The sequence below is a fragment of the Agrobacterium sp. CGMCC 11546 genome (assembly GCF_013365515.1).
GTDB classification, from domain to species: Bacteria; Pseudomonadota; Alphaproteobacteria; order Rhizobiales; family Rhizobiaceae; genus Agrobacterium; species Agrobacterium fabrum.
Window position 1 is genome coordinate 289,542 of sequence record NZ_CP047389.1, and the last position, 12,657, is coordinate 302,198.

Consider the following 12,657-nt stretch of genomic DNA (forward strand, 5'->3'; position numbering starts at 1 on the left):
ACCTATATCACTGCATCTTTTCGGGAAGCGCGATCGCCAAGATAGGCGCGCAACACGTTTGGGTCATTCTTGACCTCGCTGGGCGAACCCTCGGCAAGGCTCCGACCTCCGTCGAGAACGTGAATGCGGTGACACACGCCCATGATCACCTGCATGTTGTGCTCGATAAGCATGACTCCGCAGCCAAATTTCTTTGGTATTGATGTAATTGTCTCCATCAGCAGCTCGCATTCTTGCTCGTTCATGCCGGATGCCGGCTCGTCGAGAAGGGTGAAGGACGGCTGCAGCGCGAGGGCCCTTGCAATGCTGATGCGACGCTCGTCGCTGTAGGGTAACGAACCGCACTGTAGGTCGTGGCCTTGTCGATAGCCAATCCAATCGAGGATATCGCGAGCTTGGGAGGTCGCCTCTTTACGGGACAAGCCGATACCTAGACCGGCGACGGTCAAGTTCTCAAGAACCGTGAGCTTTCGGAACAATCTCGCCGCTTGAAAGCTTCGGCCGATCCCGGCCTGCGCCATCTTGCGCGGACTAAGATTGGAAACATCCCGTCCGTCTAACTCGATCGTTCCAGGCTTAGGCTTTTGAAAGCCGCTTAGGACATTCACCAAGGTGGTCTTGCCAGCCCCGTTTGGCCCGATGAGACCCAAAATATCGCCGGCATTCAACGTTAGGGTTACGCCGGTCAGTGCTTTAATGCCTCCGAAAACAACGTGAATGTCTCTCGCCTCTAGCGTTTGCTTGGATGTTTTTGCCATAACGACTCGTTGTTCTTCCTAAAGTCACGGTGGATAGCTTGCGTAGCTCTCATTAAAGGTTCAAGTGCTTGTTCGACCTGAGAGAATTGCGAATTACGCCGCCAACATGTGACGGCGAATAGCACTATCGTCTAGAAAGCTCATCTACTTTCGCGTGAATGCAATGACGAAACTCGCCCGTGCAACGATGGCACGGGGATGCGATCAGTTGGATTGCGCAACTAGCCAGCCACGCAATCCCCGAGACAAGCGTGCTTACTGTTGCACACGGAAAAGCAAGTTGAAGTCCGGAGCGAAACTGTTGCGGAACAGTTCCACCGGCTGGAACCCCCCGTCAACAACCTTTGAAACCAATAGCGGACGGTTGACCTGAATGTGCATCTCCGGGGTATACGATGTGGGTCCGCAACTCGTCGGCTGATCTTGGAACTGGTTCATAACCGCGAGGACAGCCTCCGTATCAGTGCTCTGCGCCTTCTCCACGGCCGCCGTCCACTGCTCGATCGTGCAGTATCCAAGGATCGAAAATTCACTTGCTGGGCTGGTACCCCAGCGAGCCTTATAGGCCTTAAGGAATTTCGTGACTTCCGGGCGAGGATCGCCCTTCATGGACATTATCGTGGGAACGTAGAAATCTTTGAGACCAGGAACACCGCTCAGCCAGAAATCGCCTCCCATGCCTGTGTCCGCGAAAATGGGCATGTCGATACTGGCTGCGCGGAGCTGGCGCACGGCCGCAGGACCTTGAGGCATAGTGGCGCATAGGAACAGTACGTCAGGAACGGTTTCAAGGCTCTTGATCCGCGTGACTTGAGCTGCAATCGATGCATCTTCCTTCTGGAAGGTGTCACGGCCGAGCAGTTTTCCACCTTTCTTCTCCCAAGCGGCAATGAAGCCTGCGCAGGCTGCCTTGGTTGCCTCGATAGATACGTCTTCCAACATGTACGCCGTTCTGGCACCCATTTTCTCGTAAGCATATTCGGCAGAGGTAATGCCTGAAACCTGCGAAGCGGTGTGAGCTGTAAAAACGTTAGGGCCCACGCCTTGCGCACCCATCTTGGGATCACTTGCGCCCGTTGAAATGGCGATCAGTCCGGCGTTTTGCGCAACCAGGGCTGCAGGTGAACCATAATCATAGTCAGGCGGAACTACGAGCATGTTCGCGCCCCAATCAACAAGCTCGGAGGCCACGGACCCAGTCAGAGTAAGGTCGGTTTTGGTGTCGAGGACCTTATATTCAATCTGGCGGCCGAGAATCCCGCCGGCTTTGTTGATCTCTTCGATCTTCATCACGGCAGCCTTATGCGGCTCGTCGTCGTAAGCAGCTAGCCAACCGGACAAAGAGGTGGCAAATCCCACCTTGATGGGCTCCTTGGCGTCCTGCGCGAGGACTGACGAACTTGAGAGCGCGACAGCCAAACCTAAGGTGATGATATGCCGGAAAGTCTTCATGAAAGTCTCCCAATTTGCCTTCTAGCATGCTTCTTTGAGGCATGTGAAAGGCTCGTTTCCCACGACTGCCGACAGGAGTGAGTCTCCTCCATCGGCTTGGATCGCGCCACGTCGGTTCCTTGCGATCAATAGCACGTGTCGTAGTCATATCTGAGAGCCGGCTGATAGAAAGGTCCAAAATCGTCCAAAAGCGTGGGGCCACTTAGGCCAAGATCACCACCGGATGGGGCCACTATACAGTCCATCAGCGACGGTTAAGACTCCCACGTTGCCGTCGCCGCCCGATCTGTGATCAAGTTCGCTTGGATGAGCGGGAAGGAGTTTTTCCATGGAGACCACGTGGGAGGTTCTCAAAGCGCGTTGTGGACGGCGTGATGTCAATCGCCAATGGCCTGACGAGATGAACCGCACCGGGTTCAACCGGAGACCCCAACTCGTGAGAAGTAGGGTCTATGACAAGCAAGACGACGAACAAAATCTCTCATGAAGTCCGCGCCCGCGCCGTTCGGATGGTGACGGAACATGAAGCCGTACACTCATCGCGCTGGGCGGCGGTGTCATCGACAGCGGCCGAGATCGGCTGCTCGGCTCATAGCCGTTCACACCTCCTGGTTAGTGGTGTTGCGGCGACCGGTTGAATCTGCCCAATACGTGTCAATCAAGTATTCGAGCCGTCGGTCGGCAACGTTGGCTATTCCTACAACAACGCTCTCGCCGAAACGATCAACGGCCTTTACAAGGCCGAAGTGATCCATCGCCGGGGACCATGGCGCAACTTCGAAGCTGTGGAGTTCCACGTTCGATTGGGTCGGCTGGTTCAACCACCGCCGCCTTCTGGAGCCCATCGGAAACATACCTCCAGCCGAGGCCGAAGAACGCTAGTACGCCAAGCTGGACGAACCAGCCATGGCCGCATAACTTAAACCAAACGGTCTCCGGCAAACCCGGCGCAGTCCATAGCTTTTGAAATTGATCTTTTTTGCCTAAGCGATTCTAATGACAATATTTTTCGTGACGGGCCTTTGGAAGCCAGCGTGCTATATGATTATAGTATTTTATTTCGCCTCATCCGGCAAATCGATGTGAAGGGAAACTTGCGCCTGAGGTTGGTTCCCCCAGTTCGCTCCTGACGCATTGAACCTTGCCTACACCGGAGAACGCACGCGCATAGATGTGTCTGACAACCGACACGCTGGCTAGGACGCGCCAGATGCGTCACTCAAACACGCAGGTCTCCGAAGCTGATCTCTCAACGGCGTCCCAATGTAAGTCGCATCCGGCGCCCGGCATATCGGTTATCTGAAAATTACCTCTTTTAATTTTCGGAAATTCCCGCAAAAGACTGCGCACGGGATCCGTGCCTGTATGCTGGGGAATGTACTCCACTCCCATAATGGCTGGATGCGCACACGCGATGTGAATGTGCAGATAAGGAAAGACATGTGGTAGTGCCCTTCGACCATGCGCCGAAGCAAGCGCCAGCGAATTCATCGCAGCGAAAATGCCTCCACTGGCGGTCGCGTCGATGCGCAGAATATCAACATTCGGGACTAGGTCCGCGTATGCGTAAGGATCAAGTACGTCCTCGCCGACGGCAATCTGCGTCTTCAATTTCGACCGCAATTCCCCATGAAGGCGCCACTGCTGTGGTAGGAAAGGGTCCTCCAAAAACGCGAGGCCGCAATCATCAATCCGCATACAGGTGTCCAACGCCTCGGATATTGATCTCCATGACCAGTGGCAGTCGACCGCGAATGAAACCGCATCCCCGAAGGTGGAGCTAAGGGCTTGCAGATATTTGGTATTTCCAACCGCGTCCGCGCCTTTAATCATGACCTTAATTAGGCTTTCGCCCTCGTCTAAATGCTTTTGGATTTCTTCCTTTATCCCCTCCAGTGGCCGATGGTTATAGGAAAATCCCACGATCGGGATCGAGCGCACCTCCCTACGAAACCCCCCAAGCATGACGAAGAGGGGCTGCTCCGCCGCCTTAGCAGTGACATCCCACAGAGCTATGTCAATCAAACTTGAACTCCGTACGTAGGAAGCGCGAGCCTGAACGCGAAGCGATTCGCCCTCCACGTTGAATTCTTGCCGCATGAGGGCATTCTTTCCGATCAAGCGAGGGGCCAGTGCCCGAAGGCCTTCGAACAACTGGCTGCCGCTCTTGTAACCGATCGCAAATCCCTCCAAGCCCGACTCGGTTACTACACGCAAGCAGACATAATCGCGCGACGTTATACAGACGGTCCCAAGATAGATGGGCTCATCTAAGGGCAGGTTACAACTCGCAATTTCGACGCGATTAATTATTGAGCGTCTGTCCACGACGTTCACTCTCCGTAATTAAAATTTCACTCAAACCGTGTCCACGTACTCGCGGTGCACAGAGCCTGGATTTGTATGAGCGGTGCCCGCGTGCGCTATTGAATGAAGTCTTTTCTAACCTTACAGACATATGTCGTTTTGGGGTTCATGATCTGAGTGGCGCGTCCTTCTAGGATGGAAGAGAGGAGGATGTAAGCGTCAGGCTCGGTGAAACCAAACTCGTCGGCCATCCAATAGATCATCTCGCGGCACGAGATGCGCATCGCCTCTTCGATCGTTCGGCCCAGTCCGATCGTGCCGATATGCGTTTCGTCTTCGAAGCGTGGCCAACTCATACGCTTCGGACGATCTTCCACATCAACGGAGATCGTCACGCGCGCGCCGATGTCGACGGCCCCGACCCCGGAAATTTCGCCATCGCCCTGCCGGGCGTGACAATCACCTAGGTAGAGGTAACCACCGTCGACGTTAACCGGTAAATAGACTGTTGCGCCTGGCCCCAGTTCTTGAACGTCAATGTTGCCGCCGTGATCTCCATTGTCGAGACTAAGTATGCTACCAAAAGAGGGCGCCACGCCAATCACGCCAACCATGGGCGCCGTGGGGATTTTGCGCTTTTCATCCCAATAAATGAAGCCTTCTGAAACCCGCACAGGTTTATAATGGTGGAACTCCGGCTGCCGTTCAAAGATCCACTCTTGAAACAGCCCGCTGTTCGGCATGAGACCTGTAAGACCGAAGTCGTCCAGATCAATTTCCTTGATCTTCACGATGAGCATCTGTCCAGCCTTGGCACCCTTGATTTCAATCGGTCCGGTCATCGGATTGAAAAAAGGATGTTTGAAATCATCATCAGTCAACTTCACGTCGAATGAGGAGACGACAGCACCGTTGTACGCGATATCGCACTCGACTTGGACTTCCTCGCCCTGTTCGACGTGCGCGACAAAGTCGTCGTCTGCAGTCATAAGGTATTTCAAATTTTCTTTCTTAATCGTCCTGGAAGCCATCCGTCTCTCCTCCGTATTTCAAGATTTGGTTCTGTAACGGCCGTGACTGAGGCCGGTTGTCGCGTTGCATTCAGCCGTCTAGGTTGGACCTAGTTGAGCGACCCTAGAGGCGTTCCGCCATCTCAGTCGTGCCTTACATGCTTCATCGCGTAGGCCCTTCTCATGATTGATCACGCCTGTCATTTATGCCATGGTATAGAAGCAGCCGACGGCTGCGTAGTCCGACAAATGCAAGCGCACCGCCGCAGGCGCTTGTCATCCGCTTGTCCGATTAAACTCTGAGGCAGACTTAGCGTGGGGGGTCTGATCACTTTTACTTCAATTGCCCGTAAGTGCGGACCGATCTGACAGGGCCGTTCGCTGCCTAAACCGGCTGTAGAATTTGGTTAGATGCGAAACGCACCAGCGCACCATCCTTGTCGGTTTCCGCCCAGACTTCCTGCCACTCCTCATCCTTCAGAAAAGTGCCCCATTTCTGCTCGCGCTCGGCAAGACTTTGCCATTCCAGCATGTAGATGAACTGGTCGTTTGCCTCGCCGATCGCCACGGTCCAGCTTCCGACCACTTTGATGCCAAGGCGCTCATAGATTGGCTTGTTGTGGTTTTTGAAGCGTTGAGCAACCAGTCCGACCTTTTTAGGCGCTGCGTGATATACTCTAAGTTCATGGATCATCTTAAGCTCCGATTTAGGATTAAACATGGGGTATGCCATGCCACACAGGCAGCGCGCATCAAGTATAATGAATGGCCGCGCTCGTCAGGCACAGTCGAAGGGTTAGCTATTGTCGTCCGTACGGAGACCCATATGGGTTCCACTTAGAGAACGGATGCTTATCGTCGTTGCATCGCATTCGTCTGGATGCTAGAGACGAAAGTGGCTGCATGAAAGGTCCACTTTGTTGCGAAACCAAAAGGCCAGTTCCCCCACGGCTCGTCTTCCGCTCGACGCGCTGACCATTGATCGAGCAAGCCGAGAAACGATACAGCAGCAAATCTATCGTTCGCTAAGCGATCTCATTCTCAGGCGCGTTCTTACCGCGGGACTGAAGCTCCCCTCTTCCCGAGAACTGTCGAAATACCTGGCTGTCTCACGCAATACCGTCGTCCGTGCATATGAGCAGCTCAATAGCGAGGGATATGTCGAGACGAGGCAGGGATCAAATACCTATGTGATCGATTTGCCAGCGGCCGCACAAACGCCCGCGCAAACGGGCCAGAGAGAGACTGGGCAAAACACATCTCGCTTCCTAAAAACATTTGACCATGTGGAGCGTTTTGAGTTCTCAGAGGAACATATTTCGCTCCGCCCCAGCACCCCCGATGTTTCACAATTTCCGTTCAAGACCTGGAACCGGATTCTAGGTAGGTATCTGGTGCATCGAAGCTTGAACCTTTTCTACTACAACTACAACGTTGGATATCCACCGCTGCAAGAAGCGATTGCAAATTACTTACAAGCTTACCGTGGAGTTAGGTGTGAGCCTTACCAAGTCATCGTAACCAATGGAGCGCAAGCTGGGCTCGATCTGCTTGCACGCGCTCTCCTCAATGAAGGTGATACATTGTGGATGGAAGAGCCTGGGTATGTGAACGCGCGCATCGTCTTCCAGGCTGCGGGTGCCAAGCTGACACCGCTAAACGTATCTGAGGCTGGCTGGGATCTTAGTAATCCGCCCGACGACCTTACCGCTATCTACACAACTCCGTCATGCCAACATCCGCTCGGGCTTACTATGCTAATGGAGCAGAGGATGCGACTGCTGGAAATTGCGGATCGTAAAGAGGCCTGGATTATCGAGGATGACTTCGATAGCGAATATCGCTCAACGGGCCGGTCAATTCCCGCAATGCAGGGTCACGACGACTACGGGCGCACGATCTACGTGGGTACGTTTGCGAAGACATTGTTCCCGTCAATCCGGGTTGGCTTCCTGGTCGTTCCGAAATCCCTCTGCGAGCACTTAAAGCGAGCCGCTCAGTTTTGCGGTCACCATGTCAGCCTGCCGCTTCAGGCCACGCTTGCAGATTTCATACTCGAGGGACACTTCGCGCGACATTTGCGCCGGATGCGCCGACTTTATGCACAGAGACGTGAAGCGTTTCTGCAGATGTGCACCGAACTACTCGGAGAGTGGCTTCAACCCTTCGATGCAGATGTCGGGATCCAGATCGCATTTCGCTTCCTACGTGATGTCGATGATGCTGCAGTCGCCCGCAGGGCAAATGAGGCGAAGCTCAACGTAATTCCGCTTTCGCGATATGCACAAAGCGAGACGCCTGTGCATGGCTTTCTATTGGGATATGCCGCTCTCGATGAGCGAGCGATGAAGGCTTACCTATCAAAGCTAGCCGAAATTTTGACACGCGTCCTTGGTAGCGGGCAAACTCCGGCACAATAAGCATTTGCTCGCGTGGCTATCCATTTAACGGACGACACAGTCATTCATAAAATACGTAGGCGAAGCAGATCGCACCCTTGCCATCGACTGGCTCATCGAAAATACCAAGCCTGAGCAGCTCAGAGATGTCTCTTTCCAAAGTTAATGGATAGTAAGACCGTATGTCCGTCTTCGCGCCTGAGGTGGCTCGCCCTACACTGGTCTTCCGAGGGTTGCTCGGACAGCCCGAGCCGATCCTCATCACAGGAGGACGAGCCGTGGCAGATTATAGAGAAGCTTTTGTCGGAATTGATGTCGCCAAGCTGAGGAATGCGATTGCTGTTGCCGAAACTGGCCGGGACGGAGAGGTTCGCTATTTCGGCGAGGCTGAGGCAGCGGATGCCAACATGCGCCGCATAATCCAGCGAATAACCACAAAGTTTGATCGCGTGCATTTCTGCTACGAGGCGGGGCCGACGGGTTACGGCCTCCATCGGCTAATCCGGGCACTTGGTCATGAATGTATGGTTGTCGCCCCGTCATTGATCCCGAGGAAGCCTGGCGACCGGGTGAAGACGAACCGTCGAGATGCACTCGCGCTCGCCCGGCTATTGAGGGCCGACGAGCTCACGGCAGTGTGGGTTCCCGACGAAGGCCATGAGGCTATGCGCGATCTCGTTCGTGCTCGGGCTGCTGCTGTCGAGACACTACGGGTTCATCGGCAACAGGTAAGTGCCTTTATGCTCAAACATAGTCGTATCTATCCGCGCAAGAAGGGTTGGACGATGCGCTACCTGCGTTGGCTGCAGGAGCAACATTTCGACCATCCGGCACATCAGATAGCACTTCAGGAAATGGTCGATGCGGTGCGCGTCTCAAAGGAGCGCGTCGAACGACTGGAGAAGGTAATCGAGGAGTTCATCCCAAACTGGTCTCTCGGGCCGGTCGTTCGAGCACTGCAGACACTACGAGGCGTCGATCTGATTGTCGCCGTCACCTTCGCCACGGAAGTCGGCGACGTGACCAGATTTGAGAGCCCGCGCCAATTGATGGGCTATCTCGGCTTGGTACCTGGTGAGCGATCAACGGGGGAGACCGTCAGACGAGGCTCAATCACGAAGGCAGGCAACGGTCGGGTTCGGCACATGCTGGTTGAGAGCGCCTGGACATATCGACATCCGCCGAAGGTCGGCGCGAAGAAGCTATACCGCCTGGAGGAAGCGCCACCGAAAGTGCGCGAGATCGCGTGGAAGGCGCAGAACCGATTGACGGCTCGCTATCGGATGTTGGCCGCCCGAGGAAAGCGGACGACAGTGGTTTGCACTGCCATTGCTCGCGAGCTAGCGGGATTCATGTGGGCTGTTGCAAGGGAGGCGCAAACGATCAAATCGTAGATCGCCGCGACGAACTTGCACCTCGCGCATGGGCGGAGGCGGGACAACGGCAGGGGAACATCCGTCAGCCGCTTTGTGGCCGGTAAATGACCGACGCCCGCAGTAAGATAGGAACAGCCCCGGACGCACAATCGGGAATGCGGTAGCCAACCCGCGTATCAGAGCTTGATCACCGACGTCCTTGAGTTCCGCCTCCACCCATACGCGATCATCATCATTAACATCCGTTCGTCAGAACGGGCGGTTGCATGCGCCCTGAGCATTGACAACGGTTTGCAGGGCTTAACGGGTTTTATTGTCACTGCAAGGCAGCAAGGCGCTCCGCTTCAGCCATCGCTGCAGCTTTGGTTCTGAATGGCCCGATATCATGCTCCTCGGAATCGCGCAGCCATTTCGCGAGGAACCACCAGCCGCCGGAGCGGTAGCTGACTTTGCTTCGCACCGACCCGACGACCTTGGCAAAGGACCTGCCGGAATCAATTCCATCTTGTTCCCACGTGATGTTCTTCTCAGCCATTACATACCCTTTGGTGGAGCTACCCAACCATTCTATCTGGGCGAGATGACCACGGTAACAACTCGTCGTTCTGGCTGTTGGGATGGCCGTCGACGATCCGTGAGCGTCCGGCGGACGCATTTTCGGCTGTGGAGAGATGGATGCTATAGGCCGCGTTTCATCTCATCGACCATGATGCGGTCGATTATCTCAGGATCGCATTGTGTCTCGATGAGGAACTCGCGGATACCGCCGTCCCACGTCCTGATGTCGGCGAGCAGGCTTTGAAGCTCTTCGATGCCGTTCGGGGTCAGACCCTTCGTGCCATCCTCACTGCCATCACTGACGTAAACCAGTTCGCCTTCGGAGATGTTGTCGAAGTTTGCGGTGATTTCCTCGATCAGTTCGAGGTTCTCGCTGATCATGCCGGCGACTTGGCTGAGTGTGTAGATAAACCTTGAGCGAGCCATCAGACAGCCTCGTGTCGAGCTTTTGCCGACGCCCAGTTCCAGGGCAGCAGGTCTTCAAGTCGATCCTTGGGGTGATCCCGGATCCGGGTCAGGACGTCTGTCAGGTAGACCTCCGGATTATGGCCGTGCAGTTTGCCCGTCTCGATGATGGTCAGAATGTTGGCGATGCGCTCACCGCCCTTATCCGAGCCGGCAAACATCCAGTTCTTCCGGCCAATTCCAAGCGGTCTCATGGCTCTTTCGGCGATGTTGTTGTCGATTTCGACCCGGCCATCGTCGATGTAGACGCTCAAGGCTGCCCATCGCGACAGGGCGTATCGCATCGCCTCGGCAAGCTTCTGCTTCTGCGGCAAAGTTGAGAGTGTCGCCTCGATCCAGGCCTTGAGTTCGTCCAGAACGGGTCTCGCGTGGTGTTGGCGCAGGGTACGACGCTCATCAGCCGACATGCCGCGGATCCGGTTCTCGATATCGTAGAGCGCTCCAATGCGCGACAGCGCTTCCTCCGCGATCGGTGACGACTTCAGCTTGATCACATCATGGAACTTGCGGCGCACATGCGCCATGCAGGCGGCCTCAACGATCTGGTTGCCGTAGAGTTTTTTGTAGCCCCCATAGCCGTCGGCATGCATGACGCCGCTGAAGCTTGCCAGGTGGTCAGCCGGATGCGCCCCCTTGCGGTCAGGGCTATAGTAATAGGCGATGGCTGCGGGAGTGGCGGATTGATAGCCACTGCCGTCGAAGACGTAGACCCAGACCCTGCCGGTTTTTGTCTTGCCCCGTCCGGGGTCGAGAACATCGACCGGGGTATCGTCCGTATGTATTCGGTCGAGTGCTGCGATATGGGCCCTGATCAACAAGATGATGGGTGTCAGCAAAGCGGATACGCGGCCGACCCAGTCGGCCATCACGGAGCGCGATATGTCTATTCCCAGCCGATCATACATCTCTGAGAGACGGTAAAGCGGAATGTGATCATCGAACTTGGAGACCATGATATGGGCGAGCAGTCCCGGCCCGGGCTTGCCGCGCTCGATCGGCAAGGTCGGCATCTCGCCAGCCACCGTCGTATCGCATTCCCGGCAGATCATGCGCTTTTCCACATGCCGGACAATCTTGACCGACGCCGGCACGTGTTCCAGCACCTGAACCACCCTGTCGGGCGCCTTCAGGAACGAGGTGCCACCGCAGGTCGGGCAATTACAGGGAGCCTCATAGATCAGCTCTTCGGTGGCGAGACCATCGGGCAATGGTTTGCGCTTCGGCTTGTCCGGCGCGTCGTCCAAATCCGGCAAGGGTGTTTTCCCGGCGCGCAGTTCAGCCTCGGCACGGGAAGCCTCAATCTCCTCCAGCATCAGTTCGAACTGCTCTATCTTCCGGTCGATCTTTTCCGAAGAGGCGCCATGCTGCCGATGTCGGAGAAGCTCCAGTTGCGCGCGAAGAAGCCCTATGATGGAGTCTCGCTTGATGACCTCGGCTTCCTGGCTCTCAAGCTTTGCCGCCTGTTCGGCGACCAGTGCGCGCAAAGCAGTGAGTTCGTCCTGACTGTCCAGCGGCGCTGTTTCCATATCCGCGAATCTAGCCGATTTGCCTCTGACGCGCCAGCGTTAAGCCTCGGATGCCCTTGCAAAATATAGCTTTTATCCCGTTCGGCCAGGAGCGGACGTCCATGCCGGGCGGCGCCAATCAATCCCCTCGATGAGCATGGAAAGCTGCGCCTGCGTCAGGTGCGCGACACCTTCTTTCGCTGTCGGCCAGGGAAAGTATCCACGCTCCAAAATCTTGTAGAACAGGCAGAACCCCTGGCCGTCCCACCAGAGAAGCTTGATCCGGTCAGCGCGCTTTCCGCGGAAGCCGAAGATCGCGCCCGAGCCCGGCGCCTCCTTCACCACCGTCTCGACCAGCGCGGACAGACCATCAATGCCACGCCGCATATCGGTCACTCCGCAGGCCAGATAGACCCTTACATTGCCCGATGGCCCGATCATGCCGCCTCCACGCAAGCGACCAGCGGACCGAGCAGCTTCAACTCAACGTCAGCAGGAACCTTCAGGCACCGACCGTTCCGCAGCAATATCTCAACGATCGCCGGCCTCGCTACCGTGGTAGACGCCTGACTTACGCCAGCCTCCTCCATGATTTCCACTGGAAGGAACACCGTCGGTCGATCAACATAGTTGAACGACTTCCGCCACAAGCGAATCTGGCCTGGATGAATGTCGTGCCGACGCGCCACATCGCCAATGCGAGCACCGGGTTCATCAGCTTGCGCCAGTATCCTCAGCTTCGCCTCGTCCGACCAGCGCCGCCTGCGCTCGGTACCGGACATGATCTCCATGCGAGCCATGAAACCTCTTTGTTCTGGTATTAATGT

The 12,657-nt window shown here is 55.7% G+C and carries 12 protein-coding genes and 1 pseudogene; 3 read left to right on the forward strand and 10 right to left on the reverse strand.

What is annotated here, in order from left to right; genetic code table 11:
• Positions 1–2: 2 nt before the first annotated feature.
• A complete protein-coding gene (locus tag GSF67_RS24685; protein ID WP_006316168.1) occupies positions 3–758 on the reverse strand; it encodes an ABC transporter ATP-binding protein in 756 nt (251 codons plus the stop codon).
• A gap of 255 nt (positions 759–1,013) precedes the next feature.
• A complete protein-coding gene (locus GSF67_RS24690) occupies positions 1,014–2,210 on the reverse strand; it encodes an ABC transporter substrate-binding protein (RefSeq protein ID WP_006316167.1) in 1,197 nt (398 codons plus the stop codon).
• A 668-nt stretch (positions 2,211–2,878) separates the two neighbouring features.
• Here GSF67_RS24690 and GSF67_RS24695 point away from each other — a divergent pair.
• Positions 2,879–3,092 (forward strand): annotated as a pseudogene (locus GSF67_RS24695) (integrase core domain-containing protein); the annotation flags it as partial.
• A gap of 333 nt (positions 3,093–3,425) precedes the next feature.
• Here GSF67_RS24695 and GSF67_RS24700 read toward each other — a convergent pair.
• From GSF67_RS24700 to GSF67_RS24710, 3 genes are all read right to left on the reverse strand, one after another.
• A complete protein-coding gene (locus GSF67_RS24700) occupies positions 3,426–4,547 on the reverse strand; it encodes a mandelate racemase/muconate lactonizing enzyme family protein (RefSeq protein ID WP_371814448.1) in 1,122 nt (373 codons plus the stop codon).
• A gap of 86 nt (positions 4,548–4,633) precedes the next feature.
• Positions 4,634–5,548: an acetamidase/formamidase family protein gene (locus GSF67_RS24705; protein WP_006316164.1), complete on the reverse strand. Its 915-nt coding sequence runs from the start codon at positions 5,546–5,548 to the stop codon at positions 4,634–4,636.
• Between the two features lie 364 nt (positions 5,549–5,912).
• The gene (locus GSF67_RS24710) at positions 5,913–6,221 is read right to left on the reverse strand and encodes an NIPSNAP family protein (protein WP_006316163.1); all 309 of its coding nucleotides are present in this window, start codon (positions 6,219–6,221) and stop codon (positions 5,913–5,915) included.
• 223 nt (positions 6,222–6,444) lie between these two features.
• On the opposite strand from GSF67_RS24710, the gene GSF67_RS24715 reads away from it, so the two are divergent.
• Together GSF67_RS24715 and GSF67_RS24720 are read left to right on the forward strand one after the other, a co-directional pair.
• A complete protein-coding gene (locus GSF67_RS24715) occupies positions 6,445–7,947 on the forward strand; it encodes a PLP-dependent aminotransferase family protein (protein WP_006316162.1) in 1,503 nt (500 codons plus the stop codon).
• Positions 7,948–8,108: 161 nt separating this feature from the next.
• The gene (locus GSF67_RS24720; protein WP_006316161.1) at positions 8,109–9,320 is read left to right on the forward strand and encodes an IS110 family transposase; all 1,212 of its coding nucleotides are present in this window, start codon (positions 8,109–8,111) and stop codon (positions 9,318–9,320) included.
• Positions 9,321–9,618: 298 nt separating this feature from the next.
• On the opposite strand, the gene GSF67_RS24725 is transcribed toward GSF67_RS24720, so the two are convergent.
• The 5 genes from GSF67_RS24725 to GSF67_RS24745 all read right to left on the reverse strand — a co-directional run.
• Positions 9,619–9,837, reverse strand: a complete 219-nt coding sequence (locus GSF67_RS24725) for a hypothetical protein (protein WP_006316160.1) — start codon at positions 9,835–9,837, stop codon at positions 9,619–9,621.
• Positions 9,838–9,980: 143 nt separating this feature from the next.
• On the reverse strand, positions 9,981–10,286 hold the full coding sequence (locus GSF67_RS26330; RefSeq protein ID WP_006314923.1) for a hypothetical protein: 306 nt from the start codon (positions 10,284–10,286) through the stop codon (positions 9,981–9,983).
• Complete coding sequence (locus tag GSF67_RS24735; protein ID WP_006314922.1) at positions 10,286–11,851, reverse strand: IS66 family transposase; 1,566 nt, start codon at positions 11,849–11,851, stop codon at positions 10,286–10,288. The genes GSF67_RS26330 and GSF67_RS24735 overlap by 1 nt, the downstream gene beginning before the upstream one ends.
• Positions 11,852–11,923: 72 nt before the next feature.
• Complete coding sequence (gene tnpB / locus GSF67_RS24740) at positions 11,924–12,271, reverse strand: IS66 family insertion sequence element accessory protein TnpB (protein WP_006314921.1); 348 nt, start codon at positions 12,269–12,271, stop codon at positions 11,924–11,926.
• The coding region (locus tag GSF67_RS24745; RefSeq protein ID WP_210270204.1) for a transposase at positions 12,268–12,657 on the reverse strand (390 nt) is incomplete at its 5' end. The genes GSF67_RS24745 and tnpB, both read right to left, overlap by 4 nt.

Excerpts from the sequence above, each read along its gene's own strand:
- GSF67_RS24685 (WP_006316168.1), bottom strand. The coding sequence starts at position 758 with ATGGCAAAAACATCCAAGCAAACGCTAGAGGCGAGAGACATTCACGTT.
- GSF67_RS24690 (WP_006316167.1), bottom strand. The coding sequence starts at position 2,210 with ATGAAGACTTTCCGGCATATCATCACCTTAGGTTTGGCTGTCGCGCTC.
- GSF67_RS24705 (WP_006316164.1), bottom strand. The coding sequence starts at position 5,548 with ATGGCTTCCAGGACGATTAAGAAAGAAAATTTGAAATACCTTATGACT.
- GSF67_RS24710 (WP_006316163.1), bottom strand. The coding sequence starts at position 6,221 with ATGATCCATGAACTTAGAGTATATCACGCAGCGCCTAAAAAGGTCGGA.
- GSF67_RS24720 (WP_006316161.1), top strand. The coding sequence starts at position 8,109 with ATGTCCGTCTTCGCGCCTGAGGTGGCTCGCCCTACACTGGTCTTCCGA.
- GSF67_RS24725 (WP_006316160.1), bottom strand. The coding sequence starts at position 9,837 with ATGGCTGAGAAGAACATCACGTGGGAACAAGATGGAATTGATTCCGGC.
- GSF67_RS26330 (WP_006314923.1), bottom strand. The coding sequence starts at position 10,286 with ATGGCTCGCTCAAGGTTTATCTACACACTCAGCCAAGTCGCCGGCATG.
- GSF67_RS24735 (WP_006314922.1), bottom strand. The coding sequence starts at position 11,851 with ATGGAAACAGCGCCGCTGGACAGTCAGGACGAACTCACTGCTTTGCGC.
- tnpB (WP_006314921.1), bottom strand. The coding sequence starts at position 12,271 with ATGATCGGGCCATCGGGCAATGTAAGGGTCTATCTGGCCTGCGGAGTG.